The organism is Streptomyces sp. NBC_00390 (assembly GCF_036057275.1).
In the GTDB taxonomy this organism is placed as follows: Bacteria; Actinomycetota; Actinomycetes; order Streptomycetales; family Streptomycetaceae; genus Streptomyces.
In genome coordinates, this window is the sequence record NZ_CP107945.1 from 3,712,968 (window position 1) to 3,738,011 (window position 25,044).

Genomic DNA, 25,044 nt, shown 5'->3' on the forward strand with positions numbered 1-25,044 from the left:
CGGCCCCTCATTACGCGGATTCCACCCCCACGAAGGATTCGCGGAGATACTCATGAACCGCTTGCTCCGGCACCCGGAACGACCTCCCCACCCGGATCGCCGGCAGATGACCGCTGTGCACCAAGCGGTACACCGTCATCTTCGACACTCGCATGACAGAGGCAACCTCTGCCACCGTAAGAAACTTGACCTCGTTGAGAGGCCTCTCGCTGCCAGCAGCCATGACCCACCTGTACCTTCCGCACCCGACGCGCACCGGCTTCCCCTCCGGTGACTCAACGTCGCTGTGCGCTCACTCCCCAGACTAGGGGCGGGTGATGCGAGTGGGGAAGAGGAGCAGCGATCGGCGGCCTACTGTGACAGACACGCTCGATTGAGTACATAGCGCGTCAGCGGGCGGTAGTAAGCGGACCGTACGGCGTCATCAACCGGAACGACGACCGAAATCCGACCCTCGGCCTCGCCCACGAAGAGGGCGGGATCATCGGTGTCCGCCAGCCCGATCGCCCCGATCCCCAGCTGACCTGCCCCGCAGACCCAGCCGTGATCCCCGACGAGCAGCTCGGGAAACGGCCCGCCGTCCTCCGCGGCCGCCTGGAGGGCGACCCTGACCGGCAGCGGGGAATGGCTGTGCGCCCCGAGTTCGCGCCCGCTCTCCCTCCCCCCGGGCTCGCACAGCAGCGCGACACCTCTTACGTACTCCAGGTTGTACTTACGTACGCCGAACCGGGTCGTTATGTCGACACATCGCCCCTGCGCGGGAGTGAGTACAGGACACCCCGCCGCCGACAAAGCGTCTGCCAGCCCGGCGTAGAACCCGAGCAGCCTATGCGGATGCCCGGTCCCGAACATGACGGGCGCCCCCGCTCCGGCCACCTCGGCCAGCCGCTCAGCGAACGCGTCGAGCGCACACAACGTCAGCTCGGGATCGATGACGTCGGCCCCGGCACGATCCGCGGGATCTCCCGACACCCCGCACCTGGCGGCCATGAGGGCGATCAACTCCCGCTCTCCCCATGACGATTCGGGAACGAGCCCGAGGGTGACCCGCGGATCCCTGGCGGCGAACGCGCGATAGCTGCGCAGACTGGTCTCGCGCGACGTACCCACGACCCCCGCCAGCCCGAAGCCCACCAGATGCGCCCTCAGCGCTCCCCTGCTCACCACGCTCCCGATGCTGGCGCACCGCCTCACCCCGCGCGGCAAAAGCCGGGAGACGCCGCACTGTTGGCGTAATGCTCGGGGCGATGCCGGTGCGCGACGCCGGGTCCGCGGTGTGGCGCGGAGCCACCCCACCACCCACATGGCTGAATCACCCGGATGGAGCCCGGGGCCCGGGGGGATCTCCCGTCGCACAGAGGATCACCCGTCTGGCAAGGGAGACAGGCGGATGAACGTTTACGCCAGCAACCCTCTCAGCGGGAACACCGCCCGCCTCGTCGCCAGCACCGCCTGGTCCAGACGGTCCGCCGGGTCGTAGCCCTCCTCCCACGGCCGCCACGTCACCGAAGCCCGCCCGTCCGTCATACGAGCCGGCGCCAACTGGCGTGTCCGCGCGTACACCTCGTCCCGCCATGACGACGGGATCACCGACTCCGGGTCCACCGGCTCATGCGCCGCGATTCCCACCAGGTGCGTCCACGAGCGCGGCACCACGTCCACCACCGCGTATCCGCCACCGCCCAGCGCCACCCAGCGCCCGCCGTCCGCGTGCTCGTGCGCCAGGGCATGACACGCCTCCTGCACCGCACGCTGCGCATCCAGTGAGACCGCCAGATGGGCCAGCGGGTCCTCGAAGTGCGTGTCCGCCCCGTGCTGCGTCACCAGTACCTGGGGACGGAAGTCCGCCAGCAGCTCGGGCACCACCGCGTGGAACGCCCGCAGCCACCCCGCGTCCCCCGTTCCCGCCGGCAGCGCCACATTGACCGCGCTGCCCTCTGCCGCACCGGTCCCTCCGGTCTCCTCGGGCCAGCCGGTGCCTGGGAACAGCATGCGCGGATGCTCGTGCAGCGAGATCGTCAGCACCCGCGGATCGTCCCAGAAGGCAGCCTGCACGCCGTCCCCGTGATGCACGTCCACATCCACGTACGCGACGCGCTCGGCACCCAGCTCCAGCAGCCGCGCGATCGCCAGCGACGCGTCGTTGTAGATGCAGAACCCCGCCGCCGACCCGGGCATCGCGTGGTGCAGCCCGCCCGCGAAGTTCACCGCATGCGCCGCGTCGCCACGCCACACCGCTTCCGCGGCCCCTACCGACTGCCCGGCGATGAGCGCTGATGCCTCGTGCATCCCCGCGAACGCCGGATCGTCGAGCGTCCCGAGTCCGTACGACTGGTCCGCCGACCTCGGGTCCGCCGACGCCGCCCGCACCGCCGCCACATAGTCCTCGCGATGCACGAGCCGGAGCGTCGAGTCCCCGGCCGCCTTGGCCGCCACCACGGTCATGGCGCGATCCAGCCCGTAGGACCGCACCAACCCCATGGTCAGCGCAAGCCGCACCGGATCCATCGGATGGCTGCTACCGAAGTCATACTTCGTTACCGCCTCGTCCCACATCAACAACCCGCGGCCGCTCATGCCCGCCACCGTATCGGGCGCCCGCGTCCGCGAACGAGCGGGCGTACACGAGCGTCGCCAGCACCAACACCATCGGCACCAGCATCGCCCCGCGGTAGCTCCACGTGTCACCGAGCGCCCCGACCAACGGAGACCCGATCAGGAACCCTACGTAATTGAATACGTTCAGCCGCGCCACCGCCGCGTCGCTCGCCCCCGGGAACAGCCGGCCGGCCGCCGCGAACGTCTGCGGCACGATCACACACAGCCCGAACCCCAGCAGCGTGAAACCGAGCATCCCCACCCAGGCACCGGACGCGCCGGCCACCACCGCGAACCCGGCCGCGGCCAGCACCGCCCCACACCTGACGACCGCCACCGCCCCGAAACGCCGCACCCCGAAGTCCCCGACGGCCCGGCCCACCAGCGTCGTCACCATGTAGGCGTTGTACGGAACGGTCGCCAGTTCCTCCGAGCTCCCGAGGACGTCCTGCAGATACTTCGCGCTCCAGTTGGAAACGGTCGAGTCCCCGATGTACGCGAACGTCATCACCAGACAGAGCGGCAGCAGCAGCTTGAAGGCGACACCGTCCGCGCGGCCCGGACCCGCCTTCGCGGCGGCGTCGGACCGCCCCGGCGCCTGACCCCGCGCGTGCCTCTGTTCTTCTGTCCCCTCCCCGTCGACGTACCACCGGCTCCCCACCAGCACCACCGGCAACAGCACCACGATCACCGGCAGATACGAGATCACCAGCGCCAGGTCCCAGTGCGCCCCCACCCAGGCCAGAGAGGCTCCGGCGATCCCGCCGAGGCTGTACGCAGCATGAAAACCGAGCATGATGCTGCGCCCGTGCGCCCGTTGAAGGCTGACCCCGAGCATGTTCATCGACGCGTCCAGGGCCCCGACCGACAGCCCGAACACGCCCAGGGCGACGGCCACCTCCCACATCTCGCTGCCCGCTCCGACCGCGAGCAGCCCAAGGATGACCACAGGCTGCGCCCACCGCAGCACCACACTGGGCGCGAGGCGCCGCACCAGCCGCTCGGTCACGACACTCGACACCCCGGCGAGGATCGGCACGGCCGCGAGGAAGACCGGCAGCAGGCCGTCGGATATGCCGTAACGGTCCTGCACGGCGGGGATACGGGTGACAAGGAGAGCGAAGGCCACCCCCTGCGCGAAGAAGCTCAACGCCAACGAGGCACGCCCGTGCCGCAACCGCGCATCTGTCATGGCCGCACAGCGTAGGCCCGGCCCCTACCCGTGGGTAGATGGCTGCAGGGGGTGGATCAAGCGAGCAGGGCCGGCAGCTCGGTCATCGCGGTGAAGTAGCCCGAGGCCCCCTCCAGCTTGTCCGCCGACATCATGGCCGTGAACCCGTACACATCCATCCCCGCCGCCCTCGCGGCCTGCACACCGAGGGGGCTGTCCTCCACGACCACGCATCGCTGCGGTGCCACGCCCATCCGCTCGGCGGCGTGGACGAAGAGGTCGGGGTCCGGCTTGCCCCGCCCCACGTCCTGCGCGCTGAACACGGTGCCCTCGGCGAACCACCGGTGAAGCCCGGTCTTGCGGTGCCCTACGCGGATCCGCTCATGACTCCCGGACGAGGCCACGCAGTACGGCACCCCGTCCGCGGTCAGCTTCTCCAGGACGTCGGTCACCCCGTCGACGGCGACCAACTCCCGCTCGAAGGCGGCGAAGACGCGAGCGTGCAGCGTCTCGTCGAAGTCGTCGGGCAGAGCCTTCCCGGTCCGCTCGCGCACGAGGTCATGCACCCGGTGCACGGCGGACCCCATGTAGTCCCGCAGGGAGTCCTCGTACGTCGTGGGGTGCCCGAGCTCGGTGAGATAGCCGGCCAGGATGGTGTTGGCAAGGGGCTCGCTGTCGACGAGCACACCGTCGTTGTCGAAGATGACAAGGTCATAGCGCATACCCCTGACCCTAAACGCAAAAATGCCTCAACCCCCGGACAGGGTCCGGGGGTTGAGGCTAAAGATTGTTCGGCGGCGTCCTACTCTCCCACAGGGTCCCCCCTGCAGTACCATCGGCGCTGAAAGGCTTAGCTTCCGGGTTCGGAATGTAACCGGGCGTTTCCCTGACGCTATGACCACCGAAACTCTATGAAGATGTCGAACTCCAGCCGGCCGACACCCGTAAAACGGGGGTCTGGCGAGTTCGTTACTTCAGAACTGACACAGTGGACGCGAGCAACTGAGGACAAGCCCTCGGCCTATTAGTACCGGTCAACTCCACCCATTACTGGGCTTCCATATCCGGCCTATCAACCCAGTCGTCTACTGGGAGCCTTACCCTCTCAAGGAGGTGGGAGTCCTCATCTCGAAGCAGGCTTCCCGCTTAGATGCTTTCAGCGGTTATCCTTTCCGAACGTAGCCAACCAGCCATGCCCTTGGCAGGACAACTGGCACACCAGAGGTTCGTCCGTCCCGGTCCTCTCGTACTAGGGACAGCCCTTCTCAAGACTCCTACGCGCACAGCGGATAGGGACCGAACTGTCTCACGACGTTCTAAACCCAGCTCGCGTACCGCTTTAATGGGCGAACAGCCCAACCCTTGGGACCGACTCCAGCCCCAGGATGCGACGAGCCGACATCGAGGTGCCAAACCATCCCGTCGATATGGACTCTTGGGGAAGATCAGCCTGTTATCCCCGGGGTACCTTTTATCCGTTGAGCGACGGCGCTTCCACAAGCCACCGCCGGATCACTAGTCCCGACTTTCGTCCCTGCTCGACCCGTCGGTCTCACAGTCAAGCTCCCTTGTGCACTTACACTCAACACCTGATTGCCAACCAGGCTGAGGGAACCTTTGGGCGCCTCCGTTACCCTTTGGGAGGCAACCGCCCCAGTTAAACTACCCATCAGACACTGTCCCTGATCCGGATCACGGACCCAGGTTAGACATCCAGCACGACCAGAGTGGTATTTCAACGGCGACTCCACCTGAACTGGCGTCCAGGCTTCAAAGTCTCCCACCTATCCTACACAAGCCGAACCGAACACCAATATCAAACTGTAGTAAAGGTCCCGGGGTCTTTCCGTCCTGCTGCGCGAAACGAGCATCTTTACTCGTAGTGCAATTTCACCGGGCCTATGGTTGAGACAGTCGAGAAGTCGTTACGCCATTCGTGCAGGTCGGAACTTACCCGACAAGGAATTTCGCTACCTTAGGATGGTTATAGTTACCACCGCCGTTTACTGGCGCTTAAGTTCTCAGCTTCGCCCTGTCGAAACAGAGCTAACCGGTCCCCTTAACGTTCCAGCACCGGGCAGGCGTCAGTCCGTATACATCGCCTTACGGCTTCGCACGGACCTGTGTTTTTAGTAAACAGTCGCTTCTCGCTGGTCTCTGCGGCCACCCCCAGCTCAGAGTGCAAGACTCATCACCGGTGATGGCCCCCCTTCTCCCGAAGTTACGGGGGCATTTTGCCGAGTTCCTTAACCATAGTTCACCCGAACGCCTCGGTATTCTCTACCTGACCACCTGAGTCGGTTTAGGGTACGGGCCGCCATGAAACTCGCTAGAGGCTTTTCTCGACAGCATAGGATCATCCACTTCACCACAATCGGCTCGGCATCAGGTCTCAGGCTCATGTTGTGCGGATTTGCCTACACAACGCCCTACACCCTTACCCCGGGACAACCACCGCCCGGGCTGGACTACCTTCCTGCGTCACCCCATCGCTTACCTACTACAGATCTGGGCCGGCGGCTCCACCACTCCCCCTCACTCCGAAGAGATCAGGGGCGGCTTCACGGCCTTAGCATCGTCTGATTCGATATTGGGCGTTTCAAAGCGGGTACCGGAATATCAACCGGTTGTCCATCGACTACGCCTGTCGGCCTCGCCTTAGGTCCCGACTTACCCTGGGCAGATCAGCTTGACCCAGGAACCCTTAGTCAATCGGCGCACACGTTTCTCACGTGTGTATCGCTACTCATGCCTGCATTCTCACTCGTGAACCGTCCACAACTCGCTTCCGCGGCTGCTTCACCCGGCACACGACGCTCCCCTACCCATCACAGTCCCCGTTGGGGGTACATACTGCAATGACACGACTTCGGCGGTACGCTTGAGCCCCGCTACATTGTCGGCGCGGAATCACTTGACCAGTGAGCTATTACGCACTCTTTCAAGGGTGGCTGCTTCTAAGCCAACCTCCTGGTTGTCTCTGCGACTCCACATCCTTTCCCACTTAGCGTACGCTTAGGGGCCTTAGTCGATGCTCTGGGCTGTTTCCCTCTCGACCATGGAGCTTATCCCCCACAGTCTCACTGCCGCGCTCTCACTTACCGGCATTCGGAGTTTGGCTAAGGTCAGTAACCCGGTAGGGCCCATCGCCTATCCAGTGCTCTACCTCCGGCAAGAAACACACGACGCTGCACCTAAATGCATTTCGGGGAGAACCAGCTATCACGGAGTTTGATTGGCCTTTCACCCCTAACCACAGGTCATCCCCCAGGTTTTCAACCCTGGTGGGTTCGGTCCTCCACGAAGTCTTACCTCCGCTTCAACCTGCCCATGGCTAGATCACTCCGCTTCGGGTCTTGAGCGCGCTACTGAATCGCCCTGTTCGGACTCGCTTTCGCTACGGCTTCCCCACACGGGTTAACCTCGCAACACACCGCAAACTCGCAGGCTCATTCTTCAAAAGGCACGCAGTCACGAGACACTCCGAAAAGTGTCCGACGCTCCCACGGCTTGTAGGCACACGGTTTCAGGTACTATTTCACTCCGCTCCCGCGGTACTTTTCACCATTCCCTCACGGTACTATCCGCTATCGGTCACCAGGGAATATTTAGGCTTAGCGGGTGGTCCCGCCAGATTCACACGGGATTTCTCGGGCCCCGTGCTACTTGGGTGTCTCTCAAACGAGCCGCATGAATTTCAGCTACGGGGGTCTTACCCTCTACGCCGGACCTTTCGCATGTCCTTCGCCTATCCATACGGTTTCTGACTCGTCTCACGGCCGGCAGACCGTAAAAGAGAGATCCCACAACCCCCACGACGCAACCCCTGCCGGGTCTCACACGTCGTAGGTTTGGCCTCATCCGGTTTCGCTCGCCACTACTCCCGGAATCACGGTTGTTTTCTCTTCCTGAGGGTACTGAGATGTTTCACTTCCCCTCGTTCCCTCCACACTGCCTATGTGTTCAGCAGCGGGTGACAGCCCATGACGACTGCCGGGTTTCCCCATTCGGAAACCCCCGGATCAAAGCCTGGTTGACGGCTCCCCGGGGACTATCGTGGCCTCCCACGTCCTTCATCGGTTCCTGGTGCCAAGGCATCCACCGTGCGCCCTTAAAAACTTGGCCACAGATGCTCGCGTCCACTGTGCAGTTCTCAAGCAACGACCAGCCACCCGCCACCCCGCCCACAAAGGACGAGTTCACCGGGGCCGGCATCGCGAAGATAGGGACCGCAGTCCGTACCCTCAGACACCCAACAGCGCGCCAGGCACGACCCGTTGATGCAGACCACGTTCCACGCCCCGAAGAGCAGTACTGATGACCCATCAAACCGATCGTGCCGAATAATCAACGTTCCACCCATGAGCAACCAGCATCGGACGTTCGCCGATGTCCTGGCCTCTGACCGACCCGAGGGCCGGTAAGAAGTGCTCCTTAGAAAGGAGGTGATCCAGCCGCACCTTCCGGTACGGCTACCTTGTTACGACTTCGTCCCAATCGCCAGTCCCACCTTCGACAGCTCCCTCCCACAAGGGGTTGGGCCACCGGCTTCGGGTGTTACCGACTTTCGTGACGTGACGGGCGGTGTGTACAAGGCCCGGGAACGTATTCACCGCAGCAATGCTGATCTGCGATTACTAGCAACTCCGACTTCATGGGGTCGAGTTGCAGACCCCAATCCGAACTGAGACCGGCTTTTTGAGATTCGCTCCGCCTCGCGGCATCGCAGCTCATTGTACCGGCCATTGTAGCACGTGTGCAGCCCAAGACATAAGGGGCATGATGACTTGACGTCGTCCCCACCTTCCTCCGAGTTGACCCCGGCGGTCTCCTGTGAGTCCCCATCACCCCGAAGGGCATGCTGGCAACACAGAACAAGGGTTGCGCTCGTTGCGGGACTTAACCCAACATCTCACGACACGAGCTGACGACAGCCATGCACCACCTGTATACCGACCACAAGGGGGGCACTATCTCTAATGCTTTCCGGTATATGTCAAGCCTTGGTAAGGTTCTTCGCGTTGCGTCGAATTAAGCCACATGCTCCGCTGCTTGTGCGGGCCCCCGTCAATTCCTTTGAGTTTTAGCCTTGCGGCCGTACTCCCCAGGCGGGGAACTTAATGCGTTAGCTGCGGCACCGACGACGTGGAATGTCGCCAACACCTAGTTCCCAACGTTTACGGCGTGGACTACCAGGGTATCTAATCCTGTTCGCTCCCCACGCTTTCGCTCCTCAGCGTCAGTAATGGCCCAGAGATCCGCCTTCGCCACCGGTGTTCCTCCTGATATCTGCGCATTTCACCGCTACACCAGGAATTCCGATCTCCCCTACCACACTCTAGCCTGCCCGTATCGAATGCAGACCCGGGGTTAAGCCCCGGGCTTTCACATCCGACGTGACAAGCCGCCTACGAGCTCTTTACGCCCAATAATTCCGGACAACGCTTGCGCCCTACGTATTACCGCGGCTGCTGGCACGTAGTTAGCCGGCGCTTCTTCTGCAGGTACCGTCACTTTCGCTTCTTCCCTGCTGAAAGAGGTTTACAACCCGAAGGCCGTCATCCCTCACGCGGCGTCGCTGCATCAGGCTTTCGCCCATTGTGCAATATTCCCCACTGCTGCCTCCCGTAGGAGTCTGGGCCGTGTCTCAGTCCCAGTGTGGCCGGTCGCCCTCTCAGGCCGGCTACCCGTCGTCGCCTTGGTGGGCCATCACCCCACCAACAAGCTGATAGGCCGCGGGCTCATCCTTCACCGCCGGAGCTTTCAACCGCAGACCATGCGGCCCGCAGTGTTATCCGGTATTAGACCCCGTTTCCAGGGCTTGTCCCAGAGTGAAGGGCAGATTGCCCACGTGTTACTCACCCGTTCGCCACTAATCCACCCCGAAGGGCTTCATCGTTCGACTTGCATGTGTTAAGCACGCCGCCAGCGTTCGTCCTGAGCCAGGATCAAACTCTCCATGAATGTTTACCCGTAATCGGGTCGACACCACGAGAGCGGTGCGACAGGGAGGAATAGTCCCCGTCGCACACAGCGTCCTCGCTGTGTTTCTACAAAGGAACCCTGCCATCCGAAGATGGACGGGGTATCAACATATCTGGCGTTGATTTTTGGCACGCTGTTGAGTTCTCAAGGAACGGACGCTTCCTTTGTACTCACCCTCTCGGGCTTTCCTCCGGGCGCTTCCCTTCGGTCTTGCGTTTCCGACTCTATCAGACTCTTTCGTGTCCGATTCCCGGCCGGCGGGGCGCTTTCCAGTTCCACGCTTTCGCGTTTCCCTTTCCGGCGAGTCCGACTCTATCAGATCCTTTCGGGCCTGATTCCCAGTCAGCGGGAGCTGTCTTTCCGGCTGTTGGGCCGTTCCGACGAGTGAGACTTTAGCGGAATCCATGCCCCCGACCTAATCGAGGTGCGTTCCTTCGAACGCGGATTCCTCATTTCGCAAGAGCGCACGAAAAGACGCGCGACAGACGTAAAAGAGCCTGTTGCTCGCTTGAAGTGGGCCTTGCGGAATGGCTGTCCGGGGACCCGCCGTAGCAGGTGCTCACGTCGGACAACTCGGAGAACACTACGGATGGCGGTATCCGATGTCAACCCGGGGCTCCCTGGCAGTAGCCTGGGTCCCATGACTACGCGTACGTGCTTCCTTCAGTGGTGGGCCGCCTGACGGCGGCCGGCACCTACGCATGCACTCAACGGCCGCCGCCCCGGCGGCCGTTCGCGTTTCTCCCCTCCGGGAGTCCGGCCGCTGCGGCGGCGGCTCGACCAGAAGACGGAGAGCGGGATGACGCGGATCTTCAGTGGGATCAAGCCGACGGGGCATCTGACCCTGGGCAACTACCTCGGCGCGCTGCGCCGGTGGGTCGGGGTCGACCAGCATCAGTCCGACGCGCTGTTCAGCATCGTCGATCTGCATGCGCTGACCGTCGAGCACGATCCGGCGCGCGTGCGCAGACTCAGCCGGCAGTCGGCGACGCTCATGCTGGCGGCGGGGCTGGACCCGCAGCTGTGCACCGTCTTCGTCCAGAGTCATGTGGACGAGCACGCGCGTCTGTCCTACCTGCTGGAGTGCACGGCCACGGACGGCGAGCTGCGGCGCATGATCCAGTACAAGGAGAAGGGCACGCGGGCGCGCGCGGCCGGGCAGAGCGTGCGACTGTCGCTGTTGACGTATCCGGTGCTGATGGCGGCGGACATTCTCGCCTACCGGACCGACGAGGTGCCCGTCGGTGACGATCAGACACAGCATGTGGAGCTGACGCGGGATCTGGCCGTGCGGTTCAACCAGCGGTACGGGCACACGTTCACCGTGCCGCGGGCGACGCATCCGCCGGTGGCGGCGCGGGTCATGAATCTGCAGGACCCCACCTCGAAGATGGGGAAGTCGGACGAGTCGGGCCCCGGGACCGTCCACCTTCTCGACGAGGCCGACGTGGTCCGCAAGAAGATCATGCGCGCGGTCACGGACAGCGGCCGCGAGGTCGAGTACGACCGGGTGACGAGGCCCGGAATCGCGAATCTGCTGGAGATTCTGGCGGCCTGTGAAGGAGGGAACCCGAAGGACCTGGCCGGTGTATATGAGTCGTACGGAGCGCTGAAGAAGGACACGGCCGAGGCGGTGGTGGAGCTGCTGAGGCCGATCAGGGAGCGGCACGCCGAGCTCGCCGCAGATCCGGGACACATCGACAGTGTGCTGAGGAAGGGAGCCGAGCGGGCCAGGGAAATGGCCCGGCCGACGGTCGACGCCGCCTATCGGGCGATCGGTCTGCTGCCGGCCTGAGCCGCACGGATGGAGAGAGGGGCTGTCCCGCCGCCGGGGCGTCACGGCGGCGGACCGTCCCCGCTCTTTCCGGCTCGTGGGCTCAGCCGTTGCCGGAGGCCAGCTCGCGGCTGCGGTCGCGGGCCGCTTCGAGCGCGGCGATCAGTGCGGCCCGTACGCCGTGGTTCTCGAGTTCGCGGATGGCGCTGATGGTGGTGCCTGCAGGGGAGGTGACTGCTTCACGGAGTTTCACGGGGTGCTCGCCGCTGTCGCGGAGCATGACGGCGGCGCCGATGGCGGCCTGGACGATCAGGTCATGGGCTTGCGCGCGCGGCAGGCCCAGGAGGATGCCGGCGTCCGTCATCGCCTCGACGAGGAAGTAGAAATAGGCCGGGCCCGACCCGGACAGGGCGGTGGCCGCGTCCTGCTGGGACTCGGGAACCCGGAGGGTCTTGCCGACGCCGCCGAAGATCTCCTCGGTGTGCTCGACGTGCTCATGGGTGGCGTGGCTGCCGGCGGAGATGACGGACATGCCCTCGTCGACGAGGACGGGGGTGTTGGGCATGACGCGGACAACGGGGGTGCCGGCGGCGAGGCGCTCCTCGATGAAGGAGGAGGTGATACCGGCCGCGGCACTGATGACGAGCCGGTCCGAGGTGAGGTGCGGGGCGAGTTCGTCGAGGAGCTTGCCCATGTCCTGCGGCTTCACCGCCAGAATCAGGGTGTCGGCGCGCTTGGCGGCCTCGGCGTTGGAGACGGGCTCGACCCCGTAGCGCGTGCGGAGCTCTTCGGCCCGGTCGGTCCGGCGAGTGGTGACCAGCAGGTCGGCGGGGCGCCAGCCTGCGCGGATCATGCCGCTGAGCAGGGCTTCACCGATCTTGCCCGTACCAAGGACTGCGACTGTCTGGGTCATGGCTCTGTTCACCTCGCCGGTGGGGATGCGTGCGTTCACATCCTCGCACCGGGGGCGGGGTCGTGCCGGTGGCGTCCGAGGGGCGGTACGGCCGAGGCGCAGGTGGATCGTGCGCATCCGGGTGCAGTCGCCTGATGCGGCCTGGCTCTACGACCAGTTGACGATCGGTGACACGGTCGGTGCGAAGGAGAGGGAGGAGGCGAGCACCGAGGTCCGTTCAGGCGGTGCGGCGGCGCAGGGTGGCTGCGCCGAGAGCGAGGACGAGGACGGCACATCCCGCGACGACCATGATGTCGCGGAAGAAGTCGGCGGTCGCGTCGGCGTGGTGGAGGACCTCGTTCATGGCGTCGACGGCGTACGACATGGGCAGGACGTTCGAAATCGCCTCGAGTACCGGCTGCATGTTCTCGCGGGCGATGAACAGGCCGCAGAGCAGCAGCTGCGGGAAGATCACGGCCGGCATGAACTGGACCGCCTGGAACTCCGAGGCGGCGAAGGCGGAGACGAACAGGCCGAGGGCCGTGCCGAGCAGCGCATCGAGGAGTGCGACGAGCAGGAGCAGCCAGGTCGAGCCGATGACGTCGAGACCCAGGGCCCACAGCGCGAGGCCGGTGGCGAGGAGGGACTGGACGATGGCGACGAGACCGAAGGCCAGGGCGTAGCCGGCGATGAGGTCGCCCTTGCCGAGCGGCATGGCGAGCAGTCGCTCCAGGGTGCCGGAGGTGCGCTCGCGCAGGGTGGCGATGGAGGCCACCAGGAACATCGTGATGAGCGGGAAGATGCCGAGGAGCGAGGCACCGATGGAGTCGAAGGTCTGCGGGCTGCCGTCGAAGACGTAGCGCAGCAGGAAGAGCATCAAGCTCGGCACGAAGACCATCAGCGCGATGGAGCGCGGGTCGTGGCGCAGCTGGCGCAGCACGCGGGCGGCGGTGGCGAGGGTGCGGGCGGAACTCATCGGACGTTCTCCTGAAGGGCGTTGGCCTCGTCGACCAGGTGGAGGAAGGCCGCTTCGACGGTCTCGGAGCGGGTGCGTGTGCGCAGGTCGTCCGGGCTGTCCTCGGCGAGGATCTCGCCGTCGCGCATGAGCATCAGCCGGTGGCAGCGTTCGGCCTCGTCCATGACGTGGGAGGAGACGAGAAGCGTCGTGCCGTGTTCGTCGGCGAGCCGGTGGAAGAGATTCCACAGGTCGCGGCGCAGCACGGGGTCGAGGCCGACGGTCGGTTCGTCGAGGACGAGTACTTCGGGGGTGCCGAGCAGGGCGACGGCGAGGGAGACGCGGCTGCGCTGGCCGCCGGAGAGCCGGCCGGCGAGTACGTCGGTGTGGGAGACGAGGTCGACGTCGGCGATGGCGCGGGTGACGTGGTCGTGGCGGATGTCGCGGTTGCTGCGGCCGGGCAGGAGGACGGAGGCGAAGTAGTCGAGATTCTGGCGGACGGTGAGGTCGTCGTAGACGGACGGCGCCTGGGTGACATAGCCGATGCGGTTGCGCAGTGCGGGGTCGCCCGCGGGGCGGCCGAGGACCTCCAGAGTCCCGGTGACCTTGGCCTGGGTGCCGACGATCGAGCGCATCAGCGTCGATTTGCCGCAGCCCGAAGGGCCGAGGAGGCCGGTGATCCGGCCGGGGTGGACGGTGAAGTCGAGGTCGCGCAGGACTGTGCGGTCTCCTCGTACGACGGTGAGGCCGCGGGCCAGGACGGCGACGCCAGAGGAATTCATCATGCGATGAATAATGCTCCCGGGCCGACGGGGGCGTCAAGGATGCGGGGTGCGCAGATCCAGACGATGCGCATGTCCTGCCCGGTACGGCACGCGGCCGGAGACAGGTCGGCCCAGGCCCGGGGTCACGGGGATCGCCGAGGCGCGAGTGGGCCACGGCCGCATCGCCCGCCACGTACGCCCCAGGGCGGGGGGACGGAGCGCAGACCGGCGTCGCCCTCGATACGGCCCGTGCCCGGAGGCGGGCGACAGGCCGGCATCCGCCGCGAGTGCGGTGTTCGGCGCCATGGAGGCACCCGGGCGACGGCGCCCGCGTCGACGGCATCGGCGCTCTCGGCCGGGCGCCCCTTCTCGGCACGCCCCCGCGCGTCCGCAGGCCGCCGAGGACGACGCGCGGGGGCCGGGTGCGACGGTGGTTACCCGTCGCACCCGGCCTGTCGCCTCACAGACTCTCCAGGTCCAGGTGGCGCAGCTTGTCCGGATTGACGACCGCGTCGATCTCCGTGACGCGTCCCTCGTGCACGGTGAAGGCGAAGACGACGGCCTGCGCGCTCGCCGGATCGACGAAGACCAGGCCGGGGGCGCCGTTGACGTCCCGTACGAGCACACGCATCGTCTCCGGCTCGAACTCGCGGGTGATCCGCTGGGTGAACCTCGCGACCTTCTCGTCGCCGAGGATCGGCAGCCGGGCCGCCGTGACCTTGCCCCCGCCGTCCGAGCGCCATACGACCTCGGGGTCGAGGAGCTCGAGCAGCCCCTCGAAGTCCCGGCCCGTCACGGCCGCGAGGAACGCCTCGACCGTCCGGCGGTGTTCGTCGCGGTCGGCCGAACGGCGTGGGGTCTCGGCCCGGACGCGACGGCGGGCGTGCGAGGCCAGCTGCCGTACGGAGTCGGGTGTGCGCCCCACCACGTCGGCGATCTCGGGGAACGGCACGGCGAAGACGTCGTGGAGGATGAAGGCGGTGCGCTCGGCCGGTGTGAGCCGTTCCAGCACGGTGAGCAGGGCAACGCCCACGGAGTCGTCCAGCGCGACTCGGCCCTCTTGGTCATGTGGCCCTTGCGCCGCGCCGCCGCCCGCCGCGTCCGTGACCACAGGCTCGGGCAGCCAGGTACCGATGTACGACTCGCGCCGCGCCCTGGCGGAGCCCAACCGGTCGTAGCAGATACGGCTCACGACGGCCGTCAGATACGCGCGGGGGTCGTCCGCCTCGCCGTCGGGCAGCGACTGCCAGCGCAGCCAGGTCTCCTGCACCGCGTCCTCCGCGTCCGCGACGGAACCGGTGATGCGGTAGGCGATGCCCCACAGCCGGCTGCGCTGCTTCTCGAATACGGCCGGCTCGGCCATGCTCGAACCCCCTTCTCCCTGCGCGCGTGTCTCCGTGGTCGTCCCGGGCCCCTAGACCGTGGACGACGGCTCCTGCACCGTGGACGGATCGGGCGCCCGGAGTGTGACAGTGAGGTCCACGGCGTACGCCTCCTCGACGACCCCGTCCGGGAAGACTTTGAGCAGTTCGGCACGCTCCTGCTCCAGGAAGGCGGCTGCCGCCTGCTCGCCCAGCACCAGGAATGCGGAGTGGCTGCCGAGGTTGGCGAGATGGGTTTCGACATCGACCTGCCGGGTCCAGTGCACCCGGCGATCCAGACGCTCCATGCCGTCCGGCAGTTCCCTGGCGCGCCCCGGGCGGCCGTGCGCCCCACCGCTCAGGCGGCGGCGCAGCCGCTCGTCCTGGGCGGCGATCCAAGGGACGTCCGGGTCGGCGACGTTCCACCACAGTGCCAGCGCGCCGCCGGGGCGCAGCACCCGCATGGCCTCCGGCACCGAACGCTCCGGGTCGGTCCAGTGAAAGGCCTGGGCGTAGGTGATCAGATCGGCGCTCGCATCGGCGAGAGGCAGGGCGTCGCCGCTGCCCAGGACCAGCGCGACGCCGGGCAGCGAGCGGAGCAGCTGGGACGCCATACCGGGGCCGGGCTCCACGGCGGTGACATCGGCGCCGCGGTCGCGCAGCAGCCGGGTGGCGATTCCGGTGCCCGCGCCGACGTCCACGGCACGGCAGCCCTTGAGCGGGTGGCCCGTGATCTCCTCGATCGCATCGAAGAGGGCGGGCGGATAGCCGGGGCGGGCCGCGTCGTACTGGGCCGCGGCCGTGTCGAAGGAGAGCGCACGCAGCGCACGGGCCTCGCGGGAGGCGGTGTCGGGCTCCGTCATCGCCCCATCTTCACGGGGAGCGGGCTAATTGCGCCCGGACTTTCCGTTCTTCGGCCGACGGGCCGCGGGATTGCCCGAGCGGGTGCCCCGGCGCTTCTTCGCGTACTGTGCGCAAGCCGTCTCGTACTCCTCGCGACGCAGCTTCTCGCCGGGCGCCTCGGAGAGCGAGCGCAGGAAGTACGCGATCAGGGATCCGATGAAGCCGATCGCCTTGAGGCCGCGCAGCGAGTCCTCGGCGGCGGAGCCCAAGGGGCGGCGGGTGAAGCTCTCCCAGGTCTTGCGGAAGGCGATGGCGCTGCAGACCGCGAACATGACGACGACGAGCACGTTCACGAAGCTGCCGACCTTGGCGACCGCGAGGCCCTCGTACGCGAAGCGCAGCACGAAGGCGCCACCGAACGCCGCGGCCAGTGAGCCGACGGCGACGCCGGCCCGGCGCAGGCCGTAGCCCCCGTCGTGGCCGACCCAGGTCGTGCCGAAGAATCGGATGGGCTCGGGCTCCGGGCCGCCGCCGTGCCGGTTGTCAGGACTGCTGTGCTCGCTCACGGGGTCGATTATCCCCGGGGCGGCACCCTTTGCTCAGGAGCAGCGGATCGTGACGTAGCCGTCACTGCCCGTCTGGACGAAGGCGTCCGAGACGAACTGGCCGTTGCCGATGCAGTCCCAGATGTTGGTGGTGCCGTACGGCCCGGTGACGGACTCGCCCGGCTTCTGGCAGTTGATCGGGACGCTGGCGCCGATCGGCAGCACCCTGATCAGCTGGTAGTTGGTGCCCGGGCCGGTGCGCACGTTCAGCCGGACGCCCGGCGCGACCGGGTAGCGCTTGGATCCCAGCGACTCGGCCGTGCCCGCGGCATGGGTCCCGGCACCGTCGGCAGCGTTCTGTACCTCGTCAACAGCCATCGGACTCTCCCCCGTTGCGATGAGTGTGTGGCGTTCGCCGCGCAGGCTAGCAAGCCATGGCTGAACCGCACGCATCATCGACTAGGCTCCGAGCGTCGCGCGTGCGCACCATCAGACGGGGGTGGGGAGATGCCGCCGCTGCGCAGCACCGGGCCATTCCCGGAAGCGGAGCATCCGGAATATGCCGGGCAGTACCGCCTCGAGGCGGTACTGGGCACCGGGGGCATGGGCATCGTCCATCTGGCCACCTCCGCCTCCGGGTTGCGGCTCGCAGTCAAGGTCATTCATGCCGAGCATGCCTCGGACACGGAGTTCAGGGCACGTTTCCGGCAGGAGGTCGCGGCGGCCCGCCGTGTCAGCGGCGCGTTCACGGCACCGGTCGTCGACGCCGACCCCGAAGCCGAACGGCCCTGGATGGCCACGCTGTTCATCGACGGTCCGACCCTCGCCGAGCGGGTGAAGCGGAACGGACCGCTGGATGCGCAGGAGTTGCGGCGGGCGGGTGCGGGGCTCGCCGAGGCGCTGCGCGACATCCATCGCGCCGGTGTGGTGCACCGCGATCTCAAACCCAGCAATGTGCTGTTGGCGCCCGACGGCCCCAAGGTCATCGACTTCGGCATCTCCCGCCCTTCCGACAGCGATCTGCGCACGGAGACGGGCAAGCTGATCGGTACGCCGCCGTTCATGGCGCCCGAGCAGTTCCAGCGGCCGCGCGAAGTCGGACCCGCGGCCGATGTGTTCGCGCTGGGCGCGGTGCTGGTGCATGCGGCGACAGGGCGCGGCCCGTTCGGCTCGGACAGCCCGTACATCGTGGCCTACCAGGTCGTCCACAACGAGCCCCATCTCGCGGGCGTCCCCGCCGATCTCGAACCGCTGCTGCGGCGCTGCCTGGCGAAGGACCCGGCGGACCGGCCGACGCCCGACGAGGTGATGGTGGCCCTGCGGGCGTCCTCGCCCTCGACGTCGTACGACACCCAGGCCTACATACCCGTACCGCGGATGCCGGATCCGCGCGAGAGCGTGGCCGGGGCGGAGCCCGCCGGCCCGGCACCGGGCCGATCGGAGCCGCCCGAGGTACGTGAGCAGGCGAAGCCGGCGGAATCGGGGAAGTCGCGGCGCAGACGGCTCCGGTGGGCGGCTGTCGGCGCTGCCCTGGCTGTGCTGGTCACCGCCGGGATCGTCGTCCTGGGCGCCGATCCCGGCGACCGCCCGCCCGGCAACGGGCCTGCCGGCCGGCTCACGGTGCAGAAGTTCCGGCCGTGGAGCGTTGCCATGCGGGGCTCCGACGACGAGAACCGGACACCGTTCTGCACCGCGGGCGGACCCGCGCTGTTCTGCACCGCACCGGGAATCAAGGCGGCCCGCCTGCGTCCGGCCGACGGCCGGACGCTCTGGTCCGAGCCCGCCGAACCCGCGGGGCCCGCCCAGGGCACACCGCCCGTCCACGACGACGGTCTCCTGTACGTCACCTCCGGCGGCGGTCTGCTGGAGGCGCTCGACACGGAGTCCGGCAAGGTGCTCTGGGACCTCGACGTCTCCGCGTACGCGACGGTCCGGCACGCGGGCGACGTCATCCTGCTGGTGACGGACGGCGGGCTGGTGCGCGCCGTCGACGCGGGCACGGGCAAGGAGCGCTGGAGCCGTCGGCACGGCGGCCCGGGCGCCCAGTGGTTCTCGGCTCCCGGCGATGCGAAAGGGCCGGTCGTGGCCGTCACGCTGTCACGGGACGGCACCTCCACGCTGGTGCGGGCGGTGGACCCGGTGCGCGGCGGCGAGCAGTGGCAGAAGCGGCTGCCCGGGGTGCTGACCCCGGTGGGGCTCACGGACGGAACGCTGACACTGCTCGTCTCCGACAAGAACGGCTTCACCAATGCCGTCGTACGGCTCGAGACGGGCGGCGGGGAGCGGGCTGTACGCCGCATCCCGCTGTCCGCGCCGGTCGACCAGGCGCAGGCGACGGTGGCAGGGGACATCGTCCACATCAGCGGGTTCGGGGGCTCGCTCCTCGCCCTGGACACCACGCGGACCAAGAATGCCCAGCTCTGGCGGCTGGAGACCGGGGTCACCTATCTGTCGCCTCCGACCGCGGGCGGCGGCAGCGTGTTCGTGTCGGCCGGGGACGGGCGGCTGCTCGCCGTGGACGCGAGGCGCGGCAGCCTCGTGGGGCAGACCAGGCCCCGGATGGACGACGGGCGGCACACCTTCGCCTCCACGCTGGCCGCACCGGTGGTCACCGCCGCGTGGGTCTACGCCACCGCTCCGGACGGCTCCGTCTTCGCGGTCCGCACTGCGGACCCCGCCCGCTGGTGAGCCACTGAGACCTGCGGAGCCGACGATGCCCGCCGCCCTTCGGGGCCGGCGGGCATCGTCGTCGCTCAGGGGCTCAGGGTTGTCAGCCCAGCCTGGAGACGTCCCGGACGGCTCCCTTGTCGGCGCTGGTCGCCATCGCCGCGTACGCGCGCAGCGCGGCCGAGACCTTGCGCTCGCGGTTCTTCGGCGCGTACACGCCGCCCAGGGCGTCTCGGCGGGCCGCCAGCGTGGCGTCGTCGACGAGCAGTTCGATCGAGCGGCCGGGGATGTCGATGCGGATCCGGTCGCCGTCCTCGACGAGCGCGATGGTGCCGCCGGACGCGGCCTCCGGGGAGGCGTGGCCGATCGACAGGCCCGACGTACCGCCGGAGAAACGGCCGTCCGTCACCAGGGCGCAGGCCTTGCCGAGGCCGCGGCCCTTGAGGAAGGACGTCGGGTAGAGCATCTCCTGCATACCGGGGCCGCCGCGCGGACCTTCGTACCGGATGACGACGACGTCGCCCTCCTTGATCTCCTTGCGGAGGATCTTGTCTACGGCCTCGTCCTGCGACTCGCAGACGACGGCGGGGCCTTCGAAGGTCCAGATCGACTCGTCGACGCCCGCGGTCTTCACGACGCAGCCGTCCTCTGCGAGGTTGCCCCTCAGCACGGCGAGGCCGCCGTCCTTGGAGTACGCGTGCTCGAAGTCGCGGATGCAGCCGCCGGCCGCGTCCAGGTCGAGGGTCTCCCAGCGCTCGGACTGCGAGAACGCCTCGGCCGACCGCTTGCAGCCGGGTGCCGCGTGCCACAGCTCCACGGCCTCCTCGGACGGGGAGCCGCCGCGCACGTCCCACGTGCCGAGCCATTCCTTGATGCCGGGCGAGTGGACGGTGTGGACGTCCTCGTTGAGCAGGCCCGCCCGGTAGAGCTCGCCGAGGATGGCGGGGATGCCGCCGGCGCGGTGCACGTCCTCCATGTAGTACGTACCGCCGGGAGCGACGTTCGGGGCGACCTTGGCCAGGCACGGGACGCGGCGCGAGACCTCGTCGATGTCCTTCAGGTCGTAGTCCAGCTCGGCCTCCTGGGCGGCGGCGAGCAGGTGCAGGATCGTGTTGGTGGAGCCGCCCATGGCGATGTCGAGGGCCATCGCGTTCTCGAACGCGGCGCGGGTCGCGATGGAGCGCGGCAGGACGGACTCGTCGTCGCCCTCGTAGTAGCGCTTGGTGATGTCCACGACCGTGCGGGCGGCGTTCTCGTAGAGGGCGCGGCGGGCGGTGTGGGTGGCCAGCACCGAGCCGTTGCCCGGCAGGGACAGGCCGATCGCCTCGGTCAGGCAGTTCATCGAGTTGGCGGTGAACATGCCGGAACAGGAGCCGCACGTCGGGCAGGCGTTCTCCTCGATACGGAGAATGTCCTCGTCCGACACGTTCTCGTTGACCGCGTCGGCGATGGCGTTGATCAGGTCGAGCTTGCGGACGGTGCCGTCGACCAGGGTGGCCTTGCCCGCCTCCATGGGGCCACCTGAGACGAAGACCGTCGGGATGTTCAGGCGCATCGCGGCCATCAGCATGCCAGGGGTGATCTTGTCGCAGTTGGAGATGCAGATCAGCGCGTCCGCGCAGTGCGCCTCGACCATGTACTCGACCGAGTCGGCGATCAGGTCGCGCGAAGGCAGCGAGTACAGCATGCCGCCGTGGCCCATCGCGATGCCGTCGTCGACCGCGATGGTGTTGAACTCGCGCGGCACCGCGCCCGCCGCGTGGATCGCCTCGGAGACGATCCGGCCGACCGGCGCCAGGTGGGTGTGGCCCGGCACGAACTCGGTGAAGGAGTTGGCGACCGCGACGATCGGCTTGCCGATGTCCGCGCTGGCTACGCCCGAAGCCCGCATAAGGGCACGGGCGCCCGCCATGTTGCGGCCGTGGGTGACAGTGCGGGACCTCAGCTCGGGCATCGTCGCTCGCTCCTTAGACAGATGGGTCTGTGTCGAGCGTACGCCGCGGCTCCAAGATCTGGACAGCGCGTCCGAATTGCGGGACGGGCCGCTCAGCTTTCGGTCAGTGCGGCGCGCGGTCCGGTCAGGACCCTGGCCCGACCGGCGCCCTTCGCCCCGGACCGGACCGCGGGTCCGGCCCGGGGATCCGGTCCAAGCTTGATCAGGATCGGGCTTGATCAGGGTTCGGTCAGATACCGCTGGAGCGTCGGGGCCACCATCGCCACGATCTCCTCGGGATCCGCCGACGCCAGCGGCTCCACCTCGATCAGATAGCGCAGGATCGCGATCCCCACCATGTGCGACGCGGCCAGCTCCGCCCTGAACTGCGGATCCGGTACGTCCAGCTCCGCCGCCACCCGCTCCAGCAGCCGCCGCAGCACAAAGCCGCGCAGCACCTTCGCCGCCGCCTCGTGGGTGAGGGCCGAGCGGATGATGGCGAGCAGCGGCGCCCTGGTCGCCGGGTTCTCCCAGACACCGATGAAGAAGCGGGCCAGCCGCTCGCCGATGCCCTCCTTGCCCTGACCCAGGATCTGCGGGACGACCAGCGTCGGCTCGAAGGAGACCTCGATGGCGGCCGCGAAGACGTCGTCCTTCGTACCGAAGTAGTGGTGGACGAGAGCCGCGTCGACCCCGGCGGCCTTGGCGATACCACGCATGGTCGTCTTGTCGTAGCCACGCTCGGCGAACTCGGTGCGGGCCGCGTCGAGAATCCGCTCCTGCGCGCCGGGCCCTGCCGCCTGGGTACGAGCGGGCCGGCCGCGCCGGCGCGGAGCCGTGTCGTTCACCGGGACCCGCCACCCTTCGGCACCACGTGTGCGGTCATGAGCCGGGAACGTGCGACGAACTCGCCGACGCCAGGTGCAGCCGGGTGAAGGCCAGCGCCTCGGCGAGGTCGGCCTCGCGTTCGGCGGCGGACATGGCCCGCCGGGTGTTGACCTCGATGACGACATGCCCGTCGAATCCGGTACGGGCCAGCCTCTCCAGCAGTTCGGCGCACGGCTGGTCGCCCCGGCCGGGCACGAGGTGCTCGTCCTTCGCGGAGCCCTTGCCGTCCGCGAGGTGGACGTGCCCGAGCCGGTCGCCCATCCGGTCGACCATGGCCAGGGTGTCCGTACGGGACGTGGCCGTGTGCGACAGGTCGATCGTGAAGTGCCGGTAGTCCTCTTTGGTGACGTCCCAGTCGGGGGCGTAGGCGAGCATCTCGCGGTCCCGGTAGCGCCATGGATACATGTTCTCCACGGCGAACCGGACGTCCGTCTCGTTCGCCATCCGCCAGATGCCGCTCACGAAGTCGCGGGCGTACTGGCGCTGCCAGCGGAACGGGGGATGCACGACGACGGTCGACGCCCCCAGCTTCTGTGCCGCCACCTGTGCCCGCTGCAGCTTCACCCAGGGGTCCGTGGACCAGACCCGCTGGGTGATCAGCAGGCACGGCGCGTGGACGGCGTGGATCGGCACCTCGTGATAGTCGGAGAGCCGGCGCAGCGCCTCGATGTCCTGACTCACGGGGTCGGTCCACACCATGACCTCGACGCCGTCGTAACCGAGGCGCGCGGCGATCTCGAAGGCTGTCGCCGTCGACTCCGGATAGACAGAAGCCGTCGACAGGACAACCTTCGCATCCGGGATGCGCACCACTGGTTCTGCCACGGGAGACAGCCTAAGGGCCGGGACTACGACGTCGGCAGATGGTCGAGCCACCGCAGGATGACGCCTTCGCGCAGCGCCCAGGGGCAGATCTCCAGCTCCTCGGCCCCGAAGAGGTCCATCGCGCCCTCGGCGACAAGGGCTCCTGCCAGCAGCTGCCGGGCGCGGCCCGGGGACACGCCCGGCAGGCCCGCCCGCTGCTCGGCCGTCATGGCGGAGAGCTTGGGCACCCAGTCCACAAGTGACGCACGACTCAGTACGCGCTGGATGTAGAGCCCCTCCGCGGAGCGCGCCGCGCCCGCGATCCGGGCCAGCTGCTTGAAGGTCTTGGAGGTGGCGACGATGTGGTCCGGCCTGCCGAAGCGGCTGAATTCACCGACCGTCCTGGCGATCTCGGTGCGCACATGGCGGCGCAGGGACTTCACGTCCAGCGGGTCGGGCGGATCCCCGGGAAGCAGCGACGCGGTCAGCCGGCCGGCTCCGAGCGGCAGCGAGACGGCGGCGTCGGGTTCCTCGTCGATGCCGTAGGCGATCTCCAGCGAACCGCCGCCGATGTCGATGACCAGCAGCTTTCCGGCCGACCAGCCGAACCATCGGCGGGCCGCGAGAAACGTGAGCCGAGCCTCCTCCTCACCGGTGAGCACGGTCAGATCGACTCCGGTCTCCGCCTTCACCCGGGAGAGCACCGCATCCGCGTTGGTGGCCTCGCGCACCGCGGAGGTCGCGAAGGGCAGCACCTCCTCGCAGCCCTTGTCCTCAGCGGCCTGCAACGCGTCGAGGACGGTGCTGACCAGCCTGTCGACACCGTGCGGACCGATGGCGCCGCTCTCGTCGAGAAGTTCGGCGAGGCGCAGATCGGCCTTGTGCGAGTGGGCGGGCTGCGGGCGGGCGCCGGGGTGCGCGTCCACCACCAGCAGGTGAACTGTGTTCGAACCGATGTCGAGGACTCCGAGTCTCATGGACGGAACGCTACTGCGGTGGCGCGCATACGCTGGTGGCGTGCCAAAGACGAAAAAGGCGAAGCCGGGCAAAGCCACGGCCCCGAAGAAGAACCAGCACCCTGAGAAGGGCCCCGAGCAGGACGAGAAGGGCCTCGACTTCCCCCGTGCGTGGGTGGAGTTCCCTGACCCTGCGGACGACGAACAGGTCTTCCGCTGCGATCTGACGTGGCTCACCTCGCGCTGGACATGCATCTTCGGCAGCGGCTGCCAGGGAATCCAGGCCGGGCGCGCGGACGACGGCTGCTGCACGCTCGGGGCGCACTTCTCCGACGAGGAGGACGAGAAACGGGTCGCCGAGAACGTCGCACGGCTCACTCCCGAGCTGTGGGAGTTCCACGACGTGGGGACGCGGACCGGCTGGGTGCAGAAGGACGACGACGGCGAGCGGCAGACCCGCCGCTGGGAGGGCTCGTGCATCTTCCAGAACCGTCCGGGCTTCGCGGCGGGCGCCGGCTGTGCGCTGCACATCCTGGCGCTCCAGGAAGGCCGTGAGCCGCTGGAGACCAAGCCGGACGTGTGCTGGCAGCTTCCGGTGCGGCGTACGTACGACTGGATCGACCGGCCCGACGACACACGGGTGCTCCAGGTGTCGATCGGGGAGTACGACCGCCGGGGCTGGGGCCCGGGTGGTCACGACCTGCACTGGTGGTGCACGTCGGCGACCTCGGCGCACGGCGCCGGGGAGCCGGTGTACGTGACCTACCGCCCGGAGCTGACGGAGCTGATGGGCAAGGACGCGTACGACGTGCTGGTGGAGCTGTGCGAGGCGCGCCTGGCCTCCTCGCTGCCGCTGGTGGCGCCGCACCCGGCGGATCCGGCGGACCGCTGACGGTTCGGTTCGCGGG

At 67.7% G+C, this 25,044-nt stretch carries 19 protein-coding genes and 3 rRNA genes; 3 read left to right on the forward strand and 19 right to left on the reverse strand.

The genetic code is table 11. The features are described 5' to 3' along the window. Nucleotides 1–10: 10 nt before the first annotated feature. The 8 genes from OHS70_RS15985 to OHS70_RS16020 all read right to left on the reverse strand — a co-directional run bounded on the left by OHS70_RS15985 (nucleotide 11) and on the right by OHS70_RS16020 (nucleotide 9,733). Entirely contained in the window at nucleotides 11–223 is a 213-nt protein-coding gene (locus tag OHS70_RS15985; protein WP_014046653.1) for a helix-turn-helix domain-containing protein, read from the reverse strand. A gap of 128 nt (nucleotides 224–351) precedes the next feature. Then, nucleotides 352–1,167 carry a phosphatase gene (locus tag OHS70_RS15990; RefSeq protein WP_328397998.1) on the reverse strand — a complete coding sequence of 272 codons (816 nt, stop codon included), beginning with the start codon at nucleotides 1,165–1,167 and terminating at the stop codon, nucleotides 352–354. A 231-nt stretch (nucleotides 1,168–1,398) separates the two neighbouring features. Then, nucleotides 1,399–2,577, reverse strand: coding sequence for an acetoin utilization protein AcuC (locus OHS70_RS15995; protein ID WP_328398000.1), 1,179 nt, complete (start codon nucleotides 2,575–2,577; stop codon nucleotides 1,399–1,401). Further along, a complete protein-coding gene (locus OHS70_RS16000; RefSeq protein WP_328398002.1) occupies nucleotides 2,528–3,790 on the reverse strand; it encodes an MFS transporter in 1,263 nt (420 codons plus the stop codon). Before OHS70_RS16000 ends, OHS70_RS15995 begins: the two co-directional genes overlap by 50 nt. A 56-nt stretch (nucleotides 3,791–3,846) precedes the next feature. Continuing rightward, on the reverse strand, nucleotides 3,847–4,491 hold the full coding sequence (locus OHS70_RS16005; protein ID WP_328398004.1) for an HAD family hydrolase: 645 nt from the start codon (nucleotides 4,489–4,491) through the stop codon (nucleotides 3,847–3,849). A 67-nt stretch (nucleotides 4,492–4,558) separates the two neighbouring features. Continuing rightward, a 5S ribosomal RNA gene (gene rrf / locus OHS70_RS16010) occupies nucleotides 4,559–4,675 on the reverse strand. A 98-nt stretch (nucleotides 4,676–4,773) separates the two neighbouring features. Further along, a 23S ribosomal RNA gene (locus tag OHS70_RS16015) occupies nucleotides 4,774–7,894 on the reverse strand. 313 nt (nucleotides 7,895–8,207) lie between these two features. Next, nucleotides 8,208–9,733: ribosomal RNA gene (locus OHS70_RS16020) — 16S ribosomal RNA — on the reverse strand. The 16S, 23S and 5S rRNA genes sit together here, the layout of an rRNA operon. An 820-nt stretch (nucleotides 9,734–10,553) precedes the next feature. On the opposite strand from OHS70_RS16020, the gene trpS reads away from it, so the two are divergent. Next, entirely contained in the window at nucleotides 10,554–11,549 is a 996-nt protein-coding gene (gene trpS, locus OHS70_RS16025; RefSeq protein ID WP_328398006.1) for a tryptophan--tRNA ligase, read from the forward strand. An 82-nt stretch (nucleotides 11,550–11,631) separates the two neighbouring features. Here trpS and proC read toward each other — a convergent pair whose 3' ends face one another. The 7 genes from proC to OHS70_RS16060 form a co-directional block, all read right to left on the reverse strand. Next, nucleotides 11,632–12,441 (reverse strand): pyrroline-5-carboxylate reductase, encoded by an 810-nt coding sequence (proC, locus tag OHS70_RS16030; protein ID WP_328398008.1) that lies wholly within the window; start codon nucleotides 12,439–12,441, stop codon nucleotides 11,632–11,634. Between the two features lie 217 nt (nucleotides 12,442–12,658). Then, nucleotides 12,659–13,396: an ABC transporter permease gene (locus tag OHS70_RS16035; RefSeq protein WP_328398010.1), complete on the reverse strand. Its 738-nt coding sequence runs from the start codon at nucleotides 13,394–13,396 to the stop codon at nucleotides 12,659–12,661. Then, the gene (locus tag OHS70_RS16040; RefSeq protein WP_328398012.1) at nucleotides 13,393–14,160 is read right to left on the reverse strand and encodes an ABC transporter ATP-binding protein; all 768 of its coding nucleotides are present in this window, start codon (nucleotides 14,158–14,160) and stop codon (nucleotides 13,393–13,395) included. Before OHS70_RS16040 ends, OHS70_RS16035 begins: the two co-directional genes overlap by 4 nt. Before the next feature lie 439 nt (nucleotides 14,161–14,599). Then, complete coding sequence (gene sigJ, locus OHS70_RS16045) at nucleotides 14,600–15,502, reverse strand: RNA polymerase sigma factor SigJ (protein ID WP_328398014.1); 903 nt, start codon at nucleotides 15,500–15,502, stop codon at nucleotides 14,600–14,602. Between the two features lie 51 nt (nucleotides 15,503–15,553). Next, the gene (locus OHS70_RS16050) at nucleotides 15,554–16,363 is read right to left on the reverse strand and encodes a class I SAM-dependent methyltransferase (protein WP_328398017.1); all 810 of its coding nucleotides are present in this window, start codon (nucleotides 16,361–16,363) and stop codon (nucleotides 15,554–15,556) included. Nucleotides 16,364–16,387: 24 nt separating this feature from the next. Further along, on the reverse strand, nucleotides 16,388–16,909 hold the full coding sequence (locus tag OHS70_RS16055) for a hypothetical protein (RefSeq protein WP_328398019.1): 522 nt from the start codon (nucleotides 16,907–16,909) through the stop codon (nucleotides 16,388–16,390). 33 nt (nucleotides 16,910–16,942) lie between these two features. Then, nucleotides 16,943–17,266: a peptidase gene (locus tag OHS70_RS16060; RefSeq protein WP_328398021.1), complete on the reverse strand. Its 324-nt coding sequence runs from the start codon at nucleotides 17,264–17,266 to the stop codon at nucleotides 16,943–16,945. A 129-nt stretch (nucleotides 17,267–17,395) separates the two neighbouring features. Between OHS70_RS16060 and OHS70_RS16065 the strand changes: the two genes are divergently transcribed. Continuing rightward, nucleotides 17,396–19,576, forward strand: coding sequence for a serine/threonine-protein kinase (locus tag OHS70_RS16065; RefSeq protein ID WP_328398023.1), 2,181 nt, complete (start codon nucleotides 17,396–17,398; stop codon nucleotides 19,574–19,576). A gap of 82 nt (nucleotides 19,577–19,658) precedes the next feature. On the opposite strand, the gene ilvD is transcribed toward OHS70_RS16065, so the two are convergent. The 4 genes from ilvD to OHS70_RS16085 form a co-directional block, all read right to left on the reverse strand. Then, complete coding sequence (gene ilvD / locus OHS70_RS16070) at nucleotides 19,659–21,509, reverse strand: dihydroxy-acid dehydratase (RefSeq protein WP_328398025.1); 1,851 nt, start codon at nucleotides 21,507–21,509, stop codon at nucleotides 19,659–19,661. Between the two features lie 218 nt (nucleotides 21,510–21,727). Next, nucleotides 21,728–22,336, reverse strand: coding sequence for a TetR/AcrR family transcriptional regulator (locus tag OHS70_RS16075; protein ID WP_328398027.1), 609 nt, complete (start codon nucleotides 22,334–22,336; stop codon nucleotides 21,728–21,730). Nucleotides 22,337–22,370: 34 nt separating this feature from the next. Further along, nucleotides 22,371–23,201 carry a sugar phosphate isomerase/epimerase family protein gene (locus tag OHS70_RS16080; RefSeq protein ID WP_328398029.1) on the reverse strand — a complete coding sequence of 277 codons (831 nt, stop codon included), beginning with the start codon at nucleotides 23,199–23,201 and terminating at the stop codon, nucleotides 22,371–22,373. A gap of 23 nt (nucleotides 23,202–23,224) precedes the next feature. Continuing rightward, the gene (locus OHS70_RS16085; RefSeq protein WP_328398031.1) at nucleotides 23,225–24,157 is read right to left on the reverse strand and encodes a Ppx/GppA phosphatase family protein; all 933 of its coding nucleotides are present in this window, start codon (nucleotides 24,155–24,157) and stop codon (nucleotides 23,225–23,227) included. Nucleotides 24,158–24,197: 40 nt separating this feature from the next. On the opposite strand from OHS70_RS16085, the gene OHS70_RS16090 reads away from it, so the two are divergent. Next, a complete protein-coding gene (locus tag OHS70_RS16090) occupies nucleotides 24,198–25,028 on the forward strand; it encodes a hypothetical protein (protein WP_328398033.1) in 831 nt (276 codons plus the stop codon). Nucleotides 25,029–25,044: the final 16 nt, after the last annotated feature.

What these genes read in the sequence shown, in the direction of transcription:
- OHS70_RS16000 (WP_328398002.1), bottom strand. Translation starts at nt 3,790, where the DNA reads ATGACAGATGCGCGGTTGCGGCACGGGCGTGCCTCGTTGGCGTTGAGC.
- ilvD (WP_328398025.1), bottom strand. Translation starts at nt 21,509, where the DNA reads ATGCCCGAGCTGAGGTCCCGCACTGTCACCCACGGCCGCAACATGGCG.
- OHS70_RS16040 (WP_328398012.1), bottom strand. Translation starts at nt 14,160, where the DNA reads ATGATGAATTCCTCTGGCGTCGCCGTCCTGGCCCGCGGCCTCACCGTC.
- sigJ (WP_328398014.1), bottom strand. Translation starts at nt 15,502, where the DNA reads ATGGCCGAGCCGGCCGTATTCGAGAAGCAGCGCAGCCGGCTGTGGGGC.
- trpS (WP_328398006.1), top strand. Translation starts at nt 10,554, where the DNA reads ATGACGCGGATCTTCAGTGGGATCAAGCCGACGGGGCATCTGACCCTG.
- OHS70_RS16085 (WP_328398031.1), bottom strand. Translation starts at nt 24,157, where the DNA reads ATGAGACTCGGAGTCCTCGACATCGGTTCGAACACAGTTCACCTGCTG.
- OHS70_RS15985 (WP_014046653.1), bottom strand. Translation starts at nt 223, where the DNA reads ATGGCTGCTGGCAGCGAGAGGCCTCTCAACGAGGTCAAGTTTCTTACG.
- OHS70_RS16060 (WP_328398021.1), bottom strand. Translation starts at nt 17,266, where the DNA reads ATGGCTGTTGACGAGGTACAGAACGCTGCCGACGGTGCCGGGACCCAT.
- OHS70_RS15995 (WP_328398000.1), bottom strand. Translation starts at nt 2,577, where the DNA reads ATGAGCGGCCGCGGGTTGTTGATGTGGGACGAGGCGGTAACGAAGTAT.
- OHS70_RS16050 (WP_328398017.1), bottom strand. Translation starts at nt 16,363, where the DNA reads ATGACGGAGCCCGACACCGCCTCCCGCGAGGCCCGTGCGCTGCGTGCG.
- OHS70_RS16005 (WP_328398004.1), bottom strand. Translation starts at nt 4,491, where the DNA reads ATGCGCTATGACCTTGTCATCTTCGACAACGACGGTGTGCTCGTCGAC.
- OHS70_RS16065 (WP_328398023.1), top strand. Translation starts at nt 17,396, where the DNA reads ATGCCGCCGCTGCGCAGCACCGGGCCATTCCCGGAAGCGGAGCATCCG.
- proC (WP_328398008.1), bottom strand. Translation starts at nt 12,441, where the DNA reads ATGACCCAGACAGTCGCAGTCCTTGGTACGGGCAAGATCGGTGAAGCC.
- OHS70_RS16035 (WP_328398010.1), bottom strand. Translation starts at nt 13,396, where the DNA reads ATGAGTTCCGCCCGCACCCTCGCCACCGCCGCCCGCGTGCTGCGCCAG.